An 18292-nucleotide genomic window follows, 5' to 3' on the forward strand; every position below is an offset into this window, starting at 1 on the left:
CAGAAGAATTTAAAGTAATGTAACATTCCCTTTATACGTATAGGGCACCCCGTTCTCACACATCACATCAATGGTATAGATATATACACCGCTATCGCCCGGTTTACCGTTCACCTGCCCATCCCAGCCAAAAGAAGCATCGTTGGGCGGAAAATTATTTCTTTCGAAAACAATTCTTCCCCAGCGATTAAATACCCGGAATGCTTTAACAGAAACAATTCCGGTTGCCCGTACGATGAGTTTTGTATTTTCAGGCACATTGCCATGCGGAGTAAAAGCATTTGCGATCAATACCTGTGAATTGTTACAATATACTTTTACACAAAGTGTATCGCTACCGCTGCAACCATAGATATTGGTGGCCTTTGCAATAAAGCATTTATTATTCTTTATAGCAGCAATTGGAGAAGCACATACCACATCATTACAGGCAATATCCTGCGAGGGTGTCCAGGCCACATTTTTGATGGGTAAAATTCCCGCATCGGCAGCATTGGTGATCACTGGCGTTAATGGTAACAAAAAGCCAGTAGGCAATGTGAGTGAATCCTGGGGGAATTTAACAATGGGGTACCCTCCTATTTGTATCATTGTATCGGAAGTGGAACTACAACCTGTGGCCGGAGAACTCACCGTTATTGAATAGATGCCGCCATCGGCAACCTTTACATTATTGATACCGGCATTTGGTGCATTTACAGGGAAACCAGTGCCCGGACCTTTCCACAAATAATTTAATACCGGGTTAGCACCCTGCATGGAACTATATGCCTGCAGAAAAAGTTTATCGCCCACACACAAAGGTGCTCTGGTTACAATTACCGGTTTTGAAGGCGATTGTTTTATGTCAACAAGGATACTGGTTGCAGCAGAAATACAATTGTTCTGCATTGCATATACAACGTATGTACCCGCATCTGACACCGCAGCGGAAGGGAAAATTATAGAGGTATTTCGTACCGTATCGGGCGTGGGCCCAAACGCATGACCAGCCCACACATAATCAATAGGCCCGGCAAGGGTACTGGTAGGTGACAGCGCGGTTAGTATTAAAGGCGTTTCACTGCAAATTGGCGGATTATACCCAGCAACCGGTTGTGCCGGCGGGTTAGGATCTTTTAGCACAAAAACGTCCGGGATCTGCTGTGACGCGCAACCATATGTTTCAACTGATATTTGAGAATAGGCGCCGGCTGTTAATGGCACAGTAACATTTCCACTAGCATTGGTATTGCCAACATAAGAAAGGGGTGTTTGAAATTTAGTATAATGTACGATCAACGGCGCATTGGGAATGGGGTTACCATTAAGATCGAGCAGGTTTAAAACTATGGAGCCCGATGGCGTGCCGCAAGCTGTTGGATTAGTATAGGAAGAACTTGTAATTACCGGCGTGGGATGAACCACCGCAATGGCTTTCGATTTCGGGCTTTCGCACCCACTGGCATAGGACTGGCTCACATAGTAGGTGAACTGTGCAGGGTTTGTGGTAGGTATAATTGGAGCGGCGCTTAACAACACCCCATTTTGATCGTACCATTTAATTGTTGTGCCCGGTAATGAAGTAATGCTGATGGCAGCAGGCTGCGTTCCCATACACAAATGCAGGGTATCGACCAAGGGCGCAGCCGGAATAGGATTCACAATAAGGGTTAAATTATAGGGTGCGCCCGCACAAGGGTTCTGCCCCTGATTTACAGGCTTTACCTGTATGGTAAGCGACTGGCCGGTAGGGCCGGTATTGGTAAAAGATAAAGTGATAGCCGCATTAGGGCCCGATACGCTGCCCGATGAAACACCTGTTACCCCAGACGGCAAAGGCGCAATAAGCGACCAGTTATAAATAGTATTGGCAACTGTAGAGGAAGGCGAAAATACCGCCGTTCCACCCGAACAAATACTTTGCGTAGCTGTGAGAAAGGTGATAACCGGGCTATCGTCTATTTGTACAGTTGTAGTGGTCACAAAACCCGGACAAGGCGGCGCTGCAGCAATGGTGTAGGTCACGGTATAAATACCCGGCGTGCTAAGCGAAGGATTGATATCGCCGGTAGATGCATTCAACGACAATCCTGCTGCAGCGCTAAAGGTTCCACCGGATGTACCCGATAGGGAGATCCGTTGCGGTATATTATTGCCCCGGCAAAATGGTGAGCCCGGATAACTAATGGCGGCAACAGGGGTGCTGTTAACGGTAACAGTGGTAGTAACGTTATAAGCTGTGCAACCACCCGCGCCGGGGATTGAATATTTTATTGTATAAGTTCCTGCCTGGGCGCCCGAGGGATTGATCTCACCTGTATTTGTGTTTACAGGTAGCCCGGCCGGTGATACGGAATAAACGCCGCCTGTTGTACCCGTTTGGGTTACAGCAACAGGAGCATTGGGTGTACCCGGCGTATTCACCACATTACAAAGCGTTGCCGGATTGTAACTGATAGCTGCAGAAGGTGCCAGGCTTACCGTAACATTGGTGCTGGTAGTAAAGCCGGGACAAGGTGGCGATGCCGGAACCGTATAAGTAACCGCATATGTTCCCGGTGTGCTGGTAGCAGGTGTAATGGTACCAGTAGTTTGATCGATTGTTAAACCGGTTGTAGTGGTATATGAACCGCCCGCAGTACCGGTGTGGTTTACCCTAACCGCACCATCACTGGTACAAATAGCCGGGTAACTAATAGTAGCATTGGGCGTTCCGCTTACAGTAACAGTAGCTGTAGCAACAAAATTGGTACAGCCACCTGTTCCGGCAACCGTATATCTTATAGTGTAGTTACCAGGGGCAGCGCCGGCAGGATTGATCTCACCGGTTGTTGCATTTATTGGCAACCCTGTTGGCGATACAGTATATACACCGCCGGAATTACCGGTTTGTGTAACCGCAATGGGTGCATTGGGCGTTGCCGGCGTATTCGCTACGTTACAAAGCACTGTGGGTGTATAGCTTATGCCAGCCGAAGGACTGGCGTTCACTATAACTGTAATACCAGTGCGGGGTCCTTCGCCACAAGCAGTGGTTTGACTAACATAGTATGTTGTACTACCGGGCGAACTGGTGACAGGGGTTGGTGCAACCGGGGAGCCTGCTCCCCCAGCCTGCCCTGTATACCATAACAAGCCGGTACCCGTTGCCGTTAAAGGAGTTGCCGGTTGGTTCTGGCAATAATTTATTGGAGAATTAACAACCGGCGCCGCCGGCAATGAACCTACCGTTACCGTTATCATTGCCCGCGGACTTTCACAACCATTTACTGTTTGGCTAACATAATAATTCGTAGTACCAGTATTCGAAGTGCTTGGTGTAGGCGGTGTTGATGAGTTGGTGCCACCGGTTGCAGCCGTATACCATAATAAACCGGTTCCTGTAGCTGTAAGCGGCGAAGCGGTTTGGTTCTCACAAAGCAATACAGGTGATGTAACAGCCGGGGCTGCAGGTGTTGCATTAACAGTAACAATAATGGGCACTCTCGGGCTTTCACAACTGTTGGGCAATGTTTGGCTCACGTAGTAAGTAAAAGTTCCTGCCGTAATGGTTGAAGGCGTTGGCGCAACCGGTGAACCGCTTCCACCTGTAGCGCTGGTATACCATACCAAACCTGTGCCGGTTGCGGTAAGTTGGGAAGCAGCCTGCCCCCGGCAATACGTTAGCGGACTGGTAACCACAGGTGGTGGCGATGGCGATGCAACAGTCACTGTTTTTGATATGCCATCGCTGCCGCAGGCTGAATTGGAAGCAGTTAAAGAAACAGTATATGTACCTGGTGATGCGTAGGTATGACAGGGAGGAGTTTGTGCCGTAGACGTTGTGCCATCACCAAAATCCCAGCTGAAATTGGTAGTGGTATTACAGGAGTTGCCACTATAGCCATTTGTTGTTTGATTGGTGAAACAAACAGGAGTGTTTACACAAGCCGGTGAAGGCGAAAAACTAAAATTGGCGACGGGTTTCTTTCTGACAATGATCTGGTTTAGTGTATAGGTTGTAGTAAAGCAACCATTGTTCGCTTCAAGCTTCGCAGTAAAGTCAACAGCCGGGCAGGAAGAGGTGTTGTATATATGTGATAATAACTCCACGGTGTTGGAATTATTTAACGGATGCTGTAAAGTAACGCTGGGACTGCCATCGCCAAAAATAACCTTGTAGGTAGTACCGGTTGAATTGTTAAACCAGTTGCCAATAACAAATTCAACAGGCGCCGGAATACATAAACCCGTAGTTGGGTTGGAAGTGGTAAAGCTGGCCAACGGGTTCTTACCATTATAAAACTGGTAAGTGGCAGTTTTGGCACAACCGTTTTGCGGCGTAATGGTAATGGTTATAGTAAAATAGCCCTGAGCCGTGTAAGTATGGGTCGTTTGCGCATTGGCAGGCCAGTCGGTTTGTGAAAATGCCGCCGTATTATCGCCCCAGTTAATTTGATAGGCATTACCCGAACCGTAAGTGGTAGAACTATTACTTACCTTAAGCTGATAGGTGTTATTGCCATCGCAATTGGTAAAAGGCGCATCGCGGGTGCCAATATCGGTGAGGGCCGGTTTGGGTGATGGTAAAATGGTTAAAGTACTACCACTTGTACCCGTACCTCCGGGTGTTGTTATAGTTATGACGCCACTTGTAGCAAAGTCGGCCACCACGGCTGTAATGGTATTATCATTATTGACGGTAAAACTGGCGGCATCGAGGGTACCGCATTTTACGGCGCTGGCATTGGTAAAATTGGCGCCGCTTATGGTGATGGCGCTTCCCTGGCAAACAGAATTGGTCGTAAAGGAGGATATGGAAGGCGTTTGCGCCAGTACGGAAATATGATCGGACATCAGCAGCACTAATAAAAAGAATGTTCGAAATACATGCTTTATCGTGCCCTGTTTAGGGTTCAATTGGCATACACGCATAAGATTCCATTGCAGTTAGGGATATAAGTACCTGTAAGTCAATTAAGGCTGTATTGACAACAGCGTACTAGCTAATAATAAAAACACTGGGATATCTAACTGTGGAAGTTGGCTGGGAGTAATTGAGGGCGATGCCCCTATAATTTGCACTGCAAAGATATTCTTATTTTTTAAAATGCAAAGGAACAATGATGAACGCCACCCAGTGATCAGCGACTTAGCCGCTACGAGAATATAGCATAAAATAAATATCTTCGCGCGCGTTTAAAAACTTTAATCTATGAAACTAAGATTTATCCTGTCAGCTGGCGTGGTGTTATTTTTTGCAGCCTGTAATATGACTAAGCCCGAGAAGTATTTTGATGTATCTGTTTTGAACGCGAACCTGGTCGGCCGCTTTGGCGGCAAAGAGATCTATGATATGCTTCAGGAAACACCGCAATCATATGATGAAAAAAGCAAAAAAATGGTACCGTCATCTTACTATGATCGCGTGAAATTCAGTATCTCATATATGGAGAAGGCGTATAAGGATGTGCAGGCGCTTTCGGAAACGGAGGAGACAAAACCAATGATTGAAGCTTCGAAGGATTTGTTTGGCTATACGCTCGATAAGGTAAAGAATGGATATCTTTCCATCGCCGCCATGAAGGACGCGCATGTTGCGGACGATTCGATAAAGCAGGCTGCTGTCAACTTCGACCAGCTGTATTATGAGGCGTTCAGTAAGAAGTACAATAAGCTGATGGACCTGGGCAAGGCGTATGCAGACAAGCATGATATTAAGGTCAAATTCAATGCATTTTAATACCCGCCCCTACTTAAAAGGGAAAGGCATCTGGTCCCTTTCAGGATCAAATACCCTTCCCTTTATAATTATGTTTATTGTTCTTATTATTGTAACATTACGCATGGTTACTGAGCGTCTCCCCCCTCATTATCCGCGGCATCAACTGATAAACTTCATCGATACTGTGACCTTCCAATTTTATAAATCTTTCAAAAAATTGTATAACAATCTATCTAACCACAATCCGGAAATTGCATACGTTCATTAAAATAAGACGCATCTTTATAAAAATCAAATCCAGTACTAATCATTGAACATGGCAACCAAATATAAATGGACAACTGCAACTATCCTTAAAGAAACAAAAGATACAATAACAATAACATTTAATACCGGGGGGGCTCTTTTTAATTACGCACCCGGACAATTTATAAACATAACGCTGTTGATCAATGATGAACCCGTAACCCGGTCTTATTCGTTAAGTTCATTGCCCGATGAAGATGTAAATCCATCCATTACTGTGAAAAGAGTACCTGGGGGTTTGATGAGCAATTTTATTATTGATAATCCTGCACGCATCACTACATGGAATATTGATGGGCCATATGGCAATTTTACGCCTTTGGCCAGTACCTATAGCTGCAGGCATATTGTATTGCTGGCGGGGGGAAGTGGAATAACGCCCTTGTTTTCCATCTGTCGCTCCATCCTGGGCAGGTCGCCGCATACAAAAGTTACCCTTATTTATTCGAGCCGCACTACGGAGGATATTATTTTCAAAAAATCCATATACGATCTGAAAAAGAGGTTTGAAGACAGGTTTAATAGCTATCATGTTCTATCGCAATCAACTGATGTTGCAACACAAGTAGGCGCAGCAGTGATCAAAGGCCGGTTGACCAAGCACGTTGCCAGCAAACTGATTAAACAGGTTACAGATGATCCGCTACACAACGTACAATATTTTATTTGTGGACCCTCCGCACTTATGAAGTTACACCACGAAGTATTGGAAGAAATGCAGGTGCCTGGTGCCAATATTTATGTGGAATGGTTTGCGCCAGAGACTACTGATGTCCGCGTTGTATTACCAGATGCGCCCCGGGAAGTGTTATTGCACTATTACGAACAGTCTAACCTGCTGGAGGTGTCGCCCGGTACAACCATACTTGAAGCCGCTCGGGCAGACCGTATACCGTTAAAATATTCATGTAAAAACGGGACCTGCGGCGTTTGTATAGGAAAATTAATTGCCGGCAAAGTACACATGGCCAATAATTTTGCATTACGCAAGGAGCATATTGACCAGGGTTTTATCCTGCTATGCCAAAGCCATCCCCTGAACAATGAGGTTACTGTAGAGATTGACAATTTTATATAAAAAATACACCAGTTAATGACCACGATCATACCTGAAAGCATTCATAAGAATGTTTTTTTATTTAAATTTAGATTAGTATTTAATACCATTACCCCCAAGCCAGTGTTAAGCGTAAAATGCCTGATAACAGGCCCATTCATGTACGCTAAGGAATTAATTCCAACTTATTTCCAATTATCTCCGTAAAAACCTTGCAAAAACTCTGGATGTTTCCATTTTAAAGAAAATCAGGGAAAAGGCTTTTGCCTAAGGTCGTTCTATTCATTGTGGAAAGGTAAAGTGTTGGATATGAATTTGACGTATCATAAAGAATTAGATGGGGTTAGGGCCATAGCAGTCTTTATGGTTATATACTTTCACTTCTTCTATGATTTGAATCTGCCCCCGCTTGTAACCAGGTTTGCAAATTTTGGCAGAACAGGAGTTACATTATTCTTTGTGTTGTCTGGTTTTTTAATAACACGCATCCTTATTGCAACAAAAGAATCGCCTAACTATTTCTCAAGCTTTTATGTCAGGAGATCATTGCGGATCTTTCCTCTTTATTACTTTTTCCTGGCGCTGATTTTTATAATACTTCCGTTAATTTCAGGAAAGCCTTTTGCACCCTTCAACCTACAAGTATATTGCTGGACCTACGTGCAAAATTTTGCATTGGCGTTTAGATGGGACCAGGTTGGCCCCAGGCATCTCTGGTCCCTTTCTGTAGAAGAACATTTTTACCTGTTCTGGCCACTTTTGATCTATTTACTAAGCATTAGAAGAATTGTAGGTGCAATTGTGTTAATAATTGTAATGGCATTTGTAATAAAGTATATTATGATTGAGCACGACTATGCAGCTTATTACTTTACGTTTGCCAGAATAGATGAGTTGGCTATAGGTGCCTTATTAGCTGTTCTTGAATTAAAGAATAAGTTAACCGATAAGAATGCAAATATATATTTACTGCTTTCAGTGGTCTTTGCAATTCCAACTATTGCTCTTTTGACAATATTTACAGATATAAATAACTCCATTATACAAATAATTAAATACAATTTACTTGCTTTTACCTTTTGGAGTATAGTAGGATATGTAATATCATCACGGGAAACAACCTTGGTTAAGAGGTTTTTGCGCTCTCAGCCAATGGTATTTGCAGGAAAAATAAGTTATGGCTTATACATATATCATCCTCTTTGTATTGCTACAATTTGGAGTTTTTCACCCAAAATGAATCTGGCACTACTTTTTGTTTTTGCAGTTGGGTTTACTTTTTTGGCAGCATCAGCAAGCTATTATTTATTAGAGTTGAATTTTCTGAAATTGAAACGATATTTCGAATATAAAAAGGAAAAGGCAGTTAAACCTGAAACAAGCGTTATTCTTAAGAAAAGTATTTGACCAGTTTACTGGCGTTGTATTCCAATATTCAAAATAACCGATATGGAAAAAGCGCAATTGGTAGAATGGAGAGGTCAGCACGAAAAAATTGACGAAGGTCAGTTTGTAAAATTAGTTGATCGTCACCAAAAAATAATTGGAAGGATTTGCAGAATTTACCGGGATTCAATCGATGACAGGGTAAATCTGTTTCATGAAATTGTGTTCCAGTTATGGATCTCTGCCCCTGTATTAAATAAGAAGGCTAGGTTTAGTTTAGGGGTCTATCAAATTGCGCTCAGCACTTGTATTACCAGCTGTGATAAAAAAAAGAGTAATTCCGAAAATACTACTAACCTTTCTAAGGGTAAGCGAATACAACAAGGTGCTGCAGACGATAAAGAAAAATTGATAAGCGCTTTAATGCAATTGAACTACGACGACAAAGCGATGATCGCGTTATATTTGGAAGATCTTAAGTATCCTGAAATTGCAGAAATTACCGGAGTTGCAGAAACAATTGTAGGTGTAAAGTTGAACAGAATTAAAAAGCAAATTCAGCAACTTTTATGTAAGTCATTGGAGCAGTATCCCATAAAGTCGATCTGGCAAAGTATTGATACGATACCTGTATATAATGCTGATATAAAAGTTATGCTTTCTGATCGATCTCACCCAACATTAAAACGTTTAAACAAGCGGTTAATCATAGAGACTGTTGCGTTTACGATTTTTCTTTTCTTGTACTATGTTTTTTTTAGTATTAACCCAAAGCCTCTTTTTCTGGAGATACTTTTAGCAGGTACACTGTTTTTTAGTATCCTGAATAACTTTATACCTTACAGGCTGTTAAAAAAAACAGTTAGAGGAAACGATATTAAAAGCACATTGCAATACTATCTTTTTAAAATAAGATCACATACTGCCTTCTTCGTTATTGGCCGGCTTATGGTAATTGCCAGCTTGTTCCTCTTCACAACGTTCGTCACTACAAATAATCCGGTTCAGTTTGCTATAATAGCTTTCATGATCCTGTTAGTCATAATTCAGATAGTGCTCTTTTCAAGATATTGGACAAAAAGGTTCAAACAATTGAAATATACAATTAGCCATTTAAGACGTCAAAGAGAATTTATCAAAAAATAAGCGTATTTTTTTACAGCCTTTTATAACTGCTTTGAACGTATTTTCAAGCGCCATCAAATCTAATAGTTTGATGGCGCTTGTTTTTTACACCCTTTTTCTACCATCGTTACTGGTTTAAGCAGCAAGTAATTATAACGGTTATCAATGAACCTAAATGGTTATGCATAATCTCTTGTAAACACCGTTGAAAAATATAGCGTTTGTTTAAAATGCGAAACTACTTGGTCCTAAAGGAAGTTGCCATTTAATTTCAGTTAACATTCCGTTTAATATTCATTAACAGCTTGCCCCCTGCTAAACAGGTTAAATTGTTAAAGAAAACCAAAACTAACCAATGCTATGCCGAGAAACTATCTGCGTAAGATTTTGTCTGCGCTCCTATTCGCCATCCTCATTACTAACGGTTCCTTCTCGCAATCTATCATTACCGTTACAGGAACTGTAAAAGACAAGATGGACAAACCCATTCCCGGTGTGTCTGTTACAATACAGGCTAAAACAAACTCGGGAACAGTCACCAATACCGAAGGCCAGTTTAAATTGCAGGTAAACACCGCCGATGTACTGGTGTTTACGCATACCGGGTATATTGAAATGATAAGGCCGGTTAATAATTCGCTGGTGCTCGAAGTGATCATGGAAGCCAAAGCTGGCAGTCTTGAAGACGTGATCGTTTCCAGTTACGGCGGTAAACAAAAAAAGATCAGCGTTGTAGGCGCACAGTCAACCATCAGCGCAAAGGAATTGGAACACCCGGTAGCCAATCTCAGCACTATGCTGGCCGGGCGGGTAGCTGGTGTGGTGGGCGTACAACGCTCTGGTTTACCCGGTAGTAATTCTGCCGATATATGGATTAGAGGAATTCAAACATTCGGCGGAAGCCCAAGCGGTGCGTTGGTTATCATCGACGGTGTACAGGGCAGGGATTTAAACAGCGTGGATCCGGAAGATATTGAGTCTTTCACCATTTTAAAAGACGCTTCCTCTACCGCGGTTTACGGCTCATTGGGCGCCAATGGTGTAATTCTCATCAATACCAAAAAAGGTAAAGCAGGTAAGGTAAGACTGATGATGAATTATAACCAGGGCACTACCTCCTTTACCAAAGTGCCTGAAATGGCCGACGCCAAAACTTATATGGAACTGAAAAACGAGGCCCTGATCGCTTCAGGTCAGGCGCCGCAGTTTACCCAGGAATATATAGATAGCACGCTTTCGGGAAAGGCTAATCCGTACAGATATCCGAATGTAGACTGGATGGACCTTTTGTTTAAAAAGTATTCGCTCAACAAACGTCTTAATGTGAGCGCCACTGGTGGTAGTGAAAATACAAAATACTATACCTCTGTAGCCTATTATGATGAAACGTCGCTGTTGAAAACAGACCCGAATGTAGACTACGACGCCACCACCCTCTTCAGAAGGTTCAATTATACATCGAATATCGATATGGACCTTACTAAATCAACCAAATTCAGCTTATACCTGAATGGTTATATTACCAATTTCAACGAACCTGGCTGGGGCGCCGGGCAGGCCTTTGCGCAGGCGCAAAATGCCAGTCCTGTTTTTTATCCGCCTATGTACCCCGGTAACCTGGTTTCGGGTATAGGTTATGGTTCCACTCCTTCTCCCAATCCCTGGGCGGCCACAACACAAACAGGTGTTATTAAAAGATTTCAGTCAAAGATCAACAGTAGCATTTTCCTTACTCAGAACCTGGATTTTGTCACCAAAGGCCTTAATTTAAAAGGCATGTATTCTTATGACCTGTTTAATGAATCATTCGAACGCAGAATAAGAAGCAGAAGCATCTACTATTTAAACCAAACGAATCCTTACAAACCCGATGGCAGTCTTAATCTGGAACAAATGATCGCAGGATCGGATGAGTTAGGGTTCGCTACTGCCAACGGTGGAACCCGTCAATTTACTTTGGAGGGACAGGTATCTTACGACCGTTACTTTGGAGATCATCATATTTACTCTACAGTTGTTTATAACCAGTTAAGCCAGTTAAATCCTTTCAACGGCACTTTAAGTAATTATATCCCATTTCGCCAGCAAAACATAGCAGGCAAGGTCACTTACTCCTATAGTGATAAATACTTTACAGAAATAACCGGCGGGTATAATGGTTCTGAGAACTATGCACCCGCCAACCGGTTTGGTTTCTTTCCCTCCGTAGGTGTTGGCTGGGTTGTTTCAAAAGAAAAGTTTTTTGAACCGTTGTCGAAGATCTTCCAATATTTTAAGGTCCGGTATTCAAACGGAAAAGCAGGTGCACCGGGAACCGGTTTGCGTTTTGGTTTTTTAACACTTGTTACAAACGGCGCCCGGGGAATTTCATTCGGCAGACCTGGTGCCAGCACGGGCGTTTCCGGTGTTAACATTTCACAGTATGGCGCAAACGTACAATGGGCTACTGCCCATACACAGGACCTGGGTATAGAGTTCAATATTTTGAATGATAAACTATCGTTTGTGCTTGATTATTTCAAGTCGCATCGTACCGGTGTATTTTTAACCAGGGCCGATTTTCCCGACTACGCAGGATTACAGTATAATCCCGTTGGCAACTATGGCATTCTCGATGCAGCCGGCTTTGACGGAACGGTAGAGTTACGCGCCATTTCATTATCCAAAAAAGTAAACATTTCTTTCAGGGGAAACTTTACTTACAACACAGACATCCTGCGTGAGAACAGGCAGGCTCCTTTTGCAGATCCTTACCAGGAAAGAAGGGGGCATAACCTGCTGGCTGCTTACGGTTATATGGCCGAAGGCATTTTCCAAAGCCAGAAAGAGATCGATAACAGCCCTTCACAAATTGCATTGGGAAATCCGCGTGTAGGTGATCTGAAATATAAAGATCTGAACGGTGACGGGGTGGTTGATATTTATGACCAAACGAAGATCAGTCGTTGGGACGTGCCGAACCTGGTATACGGTTTTGGCGCCAATATTAATGTTGGCAAATTTTACCTCAGTATATTTTTCCAGGGAATATCAGGCGCCTCAAGGTTAATGTCTGGTAATGCGGCGATGCCTTTCAGCGGAGGCGGTAATGACGGTAACATATACAAAATGTCAACCAACAGGTGGACAAAAGAGAATAAAGCGGAGCATCCTTATTTTCCGCGCCTTGGCTGGGGCAGTACTGCCACATCGAATAATACCGTGGCCAGTACCTGGTGGGTAAGGGATATGAGCTTCCTTCGTTTAAAGACAATTGATTTTGGCTATAACATTCCAAAAGAACCTTTCAAAAAAATTGGCCTGGCAAGCGCAAGGGTGTATTTCTCGGGGGTGAATTTGCTTTACTGGAGCAAATTTGACCTATGGGACCCTGAACTGAATACAAATAACGGAAATACATACCCAAATACCCGTAATATGTCTATCGGTTTGCAGGCTAATTTTTAATTCTTAATCATCGATATAATGACAAACAATATATTCAAAATAATAATTGTGTTCTTCGCCCTTGTGACGGTGGCATCGTGTAAAAAATTTCTCGACCAGATACCCGATAATCTTTTAAAAGAAGAAGATATATTTAAAACCTACAACAATACCAATGGGTACCTGGCACAGGTATATGCCAATGTTCCCGATGAATTCAGCAGTCGTTTTGCACCTGGTGGTAGTTATGCTGGGCCATGGACAGGCGCTTCGGATGAAGCCAATTACTGGTCGCTTAGCTGGGTAATGTCCAATGCACTCAACCAAAGCACCTGGGATAATAATGTGGGCGGTACTTACTGGACAAATTTTTATAAACCGGTAAGAACAGCTACTGATTTTATTGCAAAGATCGATGCAGCGACTGCTCCCGATCTAACGCCCCTGCAAAAAATGCGTTTCAAAGCCGAAGCACGTGCATTAAGAGCTATTTTTTATTATTGGATGATGAGGCTTTACGGTCCGGTGATTATACTGCCCGATGTAGTACCCGTTGAAGGTACCGGTGATGCAATATTTTTTCCACGTACTTCTTTCGACAGTTGTGTAGCATACGTTACGAGTGAACTGGACCAGGCTTATACTGAGTTTAAAACTTCTGAAACACTGGGACAAAATCAACCTGCCAGCCTGCCGTTGAATAATGAATGGGGCCGGGTAACCACCGGCGTTTGTAAAGCCTATAAAGCGCAGGTTTTATTACTGGCTGCAAGCCCGTTATTCAATGGCAATAAAGATTATGCTTCATTAAAGAACAAGGATGGCGTGCAGTTGATCAACCAAACGTATGATGCCAATAAATGGAAGCTCGCCGCAGATGCTTACAGGCAATTCCTCGATGAATTTGTACCCAGCACCTACAAGCTCTATACAGAAACTGATGCCAACCCATTTGTGGCCGCCTACAAATCGTGTAAGAACGTAATGTTGAACGATTGGAATTCCGAATGGGTCTGGGGAAAAGCAATGTGCGGCGGCGCCGGCGATTACTGGTATGATATTACCCCAAAACTGGTGGGTTATAATAACACTGTAGGAAAAGGTGCAGGTTTTTTATCGGTGAACCAAAGCATGGTAGATGCTTATGAGATGAAAAACGGGTTAGCGATAGCTGATGCCGGTTCGGGATACCAAAAATCAGGATTCTCCAATTTCAGGGCGCCTTATGATGTCAAAGACCGGTCTACATTTAATCAATGGGTTAACCGCGAAGCAAGATTTTATGTGGGCGTAAGCTATAACCGTTGTTACTGGCAAAACCAGGGTAGCAGTCCCGATGAAGTGGTGCCGGTTTTTGAGCTCAGCGGCAATTCGGGCAGAACACAAAGCACATGGGATGTTAGCTCTACAGGCTATATTGTAAGAAAGCAGCTTGCCAACAGTAACCAGTCGAGAGGCTGGGTATATATAAGGCTGGCCCAAATGTACCTCGACTATGCAGAAGCATCAAATGAATCGAACCCCGCAGACCCTGAAATTCTAAAACTGGTAAATCTCATAAGGGCACGTGCCGGGCTTCCGCAATATGGAGCCGGTACAGATGCATTGCCTGTTCCAATTGGCCAGGAAGCAGTACGAAATGTTATCAGGCACGAACGCCAGGTGGAACTGGCATTTGAAAACGTTCGCTATTTCGACCTGCGCAGATGGAAGATTGCCGCCGAAACAATGGGCGCAGATGTATATGGCATGAACATCTTTGCCGATGACCAGGGGTTTTATGAAAAAACGCTGGTGCAGAAAAGAAGGTTCCTGCCAAGAGATTACTTATGGCCTATTCCCAACAACGAAATTTTAAAAGATAAATACCTGGTGCAAAATCCAGGATGGTAATAAACCGCTAACACCAGTTTTAAAAAAATAATTGCATATGTGTAACCAATTCAATATACATAAACAGCCCCGGTCATTGTCAGTATTACTGCCAATGTTATTGGCGGCTATTTTATTAACTGCCTGCCTCAAAGAAGACGATCTGTATACCCTAAAAGAAGGTGTATGCTACATGCCCCAGGCATACCAGGATAAAAACAAAGTGCGGGCGCTGGTTAAAGTTGATTCCATTCAGGAAACGGCATTCGGATTTTATTATACTTCGTATAACGGCGCACCTTCAGACATTACCGGTAATTTTGCAGTTGATACTACGCTCGTAAAAAATTACAATGAAACCAATGCGTTTACGGGCGACGTGTACCGGGTGTTGCCGGAAAACGCCTACACCCTTTCGGGCACAACCACTATAATAAAAAGTGGAGAAACCTCGTCTGAACCACTTACGTTATCCATCAATCCCAAAAATCTTACGTTGGGTGTGAAATATATGTTGCCTATAAAACTTACCAGTGTGTCGTCGGGGACCATTAAAGATGATCTTTCCGTTACTTATTTCAGGATCGATGAAATTAATGTAAGGTCAAAAGATGTTACAAAAGGCGGAACACTTACAGGAAATTATACCAATTCTCCGGGAGGTGAACAGTTACCGAAACTTATCGATAGTAACTTCTCGTCTAAATATCTGGCTTTTGATTACGACACAGATCTGTATGTACAATTGGCATTTCCTTCTTCAAGGAAAATAGATGCTTATACAATTACTTCCGGCAATGACGCGCCGGACCGCGATCCGAAAAACTTTAACCTGCAAGGCTCCAATGATGGCACAACGTGGATAACGATCGACAGCAGGAGCAATGAGACCTTCCCCGGCAGAAATGTAACCCGAACGTTCAATCTTGCTGCAGAAGCCAATTATTCAATTTACAGGCTGAACATCACTGCTATAAGCGGCGCCGATCTTATTCAGGTTTCAGAGTGGAGATTATTGGATTATTATTGACAACATTACTGTATTCGCTCTACTTCCTCACTCCTGCTATTCCTGGTTGAAGAGCGAATACTGCTTTTGCCAAAACTTCGTGTATAGGTCAGTTTGATAACACGATAGAAGGCCGATTCATTTCTCCAGGTGGAATGAGTATCGATGTTAAAAGCGATTGGGGTCATACCGCCGATATGCGTGCGCACGCGAAATGAGCCAAATAGATCGGGCAGTGAAAGCTGAAAGCTGCCTTTGTCATTTTTCAGTTTTTTGGCCAGGGCAAAATTAATGACCCCAAATCCGCTTATTATATTGGTTCCTTCATAGAAACGGAAATTATACCAGCCGTTTAATTCCGCTTCCAGCTGCCAGGGTAACTGCAATTGTTGGTTAAAAGTAAGGTTCTGAAAGATAAATGTTTTTACCGCAGGCTGCAGGCTATAAGACACTTTGTAATTGCGAAGGGATGTAGTGCTACCCAAAGTTATTTTCCACCACATAGCCGGTTGCAGTGAATAATTTATGGCCAGGTTGATATTCTTTTGGTAATCGAGGTTCTGCGGTGAGGATATACCTATTTCCTTTGTCTCATTGCTGGTGATCTGATAACGTAAGACCGGATGCTGATCGGCCTGAAAAGACAAAGAGATATTTAATTGTTTCTGATTATATTCTGCTTTAAATATATCAGAGATGGTAGGTTTTAGCAATGGATTTCCTGAAAATACAAACGTAGGGTCGTTGTAAAAAAGTGATGACACCAGATCGGTATAAGCCGGACGGCTGATACGGCGGTTATAGCCAACCGACAGAGCGCTGCCGTTAGTGAAGGACCGCGTATATAATAAGGAAGGAAAGAGTTTTCCAATAATAAATGGCTCCTTATACAGGCCTATATCCCGACGCCAGTATTCATACCGCAGTCCTAGCTGAAAGCTTGCGTTTGTATTTAACAAAAACTTAAACTGTGTATATAGTGCGGCAATTTTCTCTCTGCTGTTCACTACCGACTGCGACCGGAGATCTATTGTCCATTGATCATTTACCAGACGCTCTACCCTGCTGTTGTTACTGTTTTCCGAAATACTGCCCCTGCTGCCGAATTCAGCCTGAACTTTCTTCCCAAATTTGCTGGTATAGTCCATTGAAAAGGTTAAAGCTTCAATGGTGGAGAAACTCTCCCCGCGATTTCCACTGGTAAAATTTGAGTCTGCCGGTATAACAGGATCTCCGGTTTCATCATAATACCTTGCGTTTATTATAGCCGGGTTATTGCTGTTATAATGAATAAAGCTGGCATCGAGATTCAATTGTGAATTGGCGGAAAGCTTATGTTTTGAATAAACAGAAGTGCTGATATTGTGTCGCCTGTTATTACCTTCGGAAAGTGCCATATACCGAAGATAATTCCCGTTATCATATTGCCATGAGCCGGCGTTATTTGTGAGATTATGGGTTTTGTTCGTCGAAAATGCCATGTCACCTCCTAATGTGGTTTTGATACCCGGACGTATTTCCCCCGTCAGGTTTAAGTTATGTGTATTCTGAAACCTACGTGATATACCGGAAAAGGTTGCAAACGTACTTCCTTTATAAAGTAGGTCCTCATTTGTGCCATCTCCCATAAATCCGGAACGTACACCATCGTATATCCAGGAATATGAACCAAACACACTGGCATTCTTAAAGCCATGTGATAGGGATATTGACCCAACTGCTTTGCCGCGATAGCCATACCCTAAAGTAGCCGATGCATTCACCCTGGTGCCTTCCTGCTCGCTTTTTTTAAATATGATATTTATGATCCCACCACTTCCATCTGCATCATATTTAGCATCTGCTGAAGTTATCAGTTCAATCTTATCAATATTATCCGCTACGGTACTTTCCAGTAAATTCATTAATTCTTCCATCGAAAGCCCTACCCTTCTTCCATTGAATAATACCGTGACACCCGATTGTCCATTCAGGCTAAACTGATTATTCCTGCGATCGGTTATTACGCCCGGTAGCCGTTCCAGCACCTGCAAGGCATTACTTCCTTTGGTTAAAAGGCTCGACTGTATATTAAAAACCTTACCGCCTGGCGTATGCTTTGTCAACTCCTTTTTAGCTGTTACAACCACTTCGCCCAATAAACTATCGCCTTTACTGCGCTCCACTTTGCCGCTCAATTGCGAACTGGCAGATGTTGCCAAAAAAAATAATATGATCATCAGGAAATATTTCATGGTTGATATTTCCCAAATAAAACCCTGATTTACTACTATACGTTGGGTAAATTGACGACATGTGCCGGCAGATTGATCATTTGCAATAAAGCCGGTTAAACCCATTCGTCACTTCATTTTTACAGAATATCAATCTCCAGGGTACTTTGATCCATTTTCCGATTATTTTACAGGATAACGGATAGTTTTAA

At 42.9% G+C, this 18292-nt stretch carries 9 protein-coding genes; 7 read left to right on the top strand and 2 right to left on the bottom strand.

What is annotated here, in order from left to right; genetic code table 11:
• Positions 1 to 9: 9 nt before the first annotated feature.
• Positions 10 to 4896 (bottom strand): PKD domain-containing protein, encoded by a 4887-nt coding sequence (locus GGD38_RS20935; protein WP_375301147.1) that lies wholly within the window; start codon positions 4894 to 4896, stop codon positions 10 to 12.
• Between the two features lie 280 nt (positions 4897 to 5176).
• Here GGD38_RS20935 and GGD38_RS20940 point away from each other — a divergent pair, with 280 nt between their 5' ends.
• The 7 genes from GGD38_RS20940 (at position 5177) to GGD38_RS20970 (ending at position 15888) form a co-directional block, all read left to right on the top strand.
• Positions 5177 to 5704 carry a hypothetical protein gene (locus GGD38_RS20940; protein WP_375301148.1) on the top strand — a complete coding sequence of 176 codons (528 nt, stop codon included), beginning with the start codon at positions 5177 to 5179 and terminating at the stop codon, positions 5702 to 5704.
• A 298-nt stretch (positions 5705 to 6002) separates the two neighbouring features.
• On the top strand, positions 6003 to 7070 hold the full coding sequence (locus GGD38_RS20945; RefSeq protein ID WP_375301149.1) for a 2Fe-2S iron-sulfur cluster-binding protein: 1068 nt from the start codon (positions 6003 to 6005) through the stop codon (positions 7068 to 7070).
• Positions 7071 to 7358: 288 nt separating this feature from the next.
• On the top strand, positions 7359 to 8456 hold the full coding sequence (locus GGD38_RS20950; protein ID WP_375301150.1) for an acyltransferase family protein: 1098 nt from the start codon (positions 7359 to 7361) through the stop codon (positions 8454 to 8456).
• Positions 8457 to 8498: 42 nt separating this feature from the next.
• The gene (locus GGD38_RS20955; RefSeq protein ID WP_375301151.1) at positions 8499 to 9581 is read left to right on the top strand and encodes an RNA polymerase sigma factor; all 1083 of its coding nucleotides are present in this window, start codon (positions 8499 to 8501) and stop codon (positions 9579 to 9581) included.
• A gap of 339 nt (positions 9582 to 9920) precedes the next feature.
• On the top strand, positions 9921 to 13007 hold the full coding sequence (locus GGD38_RS20960; RefSeq protein ID WP_375301152.1) for a SusC/RagA family TonB-linked outer membrane protein: 3087 nt from the start codon (positions 9921 to 9923) through the stop codon (positions 13005 to 13007).
• Between the two features lie 18 nt (positions 13008 to 13025).
• On the top strand, positions 13026 to 14879 hold the full coding sequence (locus GGD38_RS20965) for a RagB/SusD family nutrient uptake outer membrane protein (RefSeq protein ID WP_375301153.1): 1854 nt from the start codon (positions 13026 to 13028) through the stop codon (positions 14877 to 14879).
• Between the two features lie 37 nt (positions 14880 to 14916).
• On the top strand, positions 14917 to 15888 hold the full coding sequence (locus tag GGD38_RS20970; RefSeq protein ID WP_375301154.1) for a BT_3987 domain-containing protein: 972 nt from the start codon (positions 14917 to 14919) through the stop codon (positions 15886 to 15888).
• A 5-nt stretch (positions 15889 to 15893) separates the two neighbouring features.
• Here the strand turns inward: GGD38_RS20970 and GGD38_RS20975 are convergent, their stop codons facing one another.
• Complete coding sequence (locus GGD38_RS20975) at positions 15894 to 18086, bottom strand: outer membrane beta-barrel protein (protein WP_375301155.1); 2193 nt, start codon at positions 18084 to 18086, stop codon at positions 15894 to 15896.
• Between the last annotated feature and the right edge of the window lie 206 nt (positions 18087 to 18292).

The organism is Niastella sp. OAS944, assembly GCA_024809215.1.
In the GTDB taxonomy this organism is placed as follows: Bacteria; Bacteroidota; Bacteroidia; order Chitinophagales; family Chitinophagaceae; genus Niastella.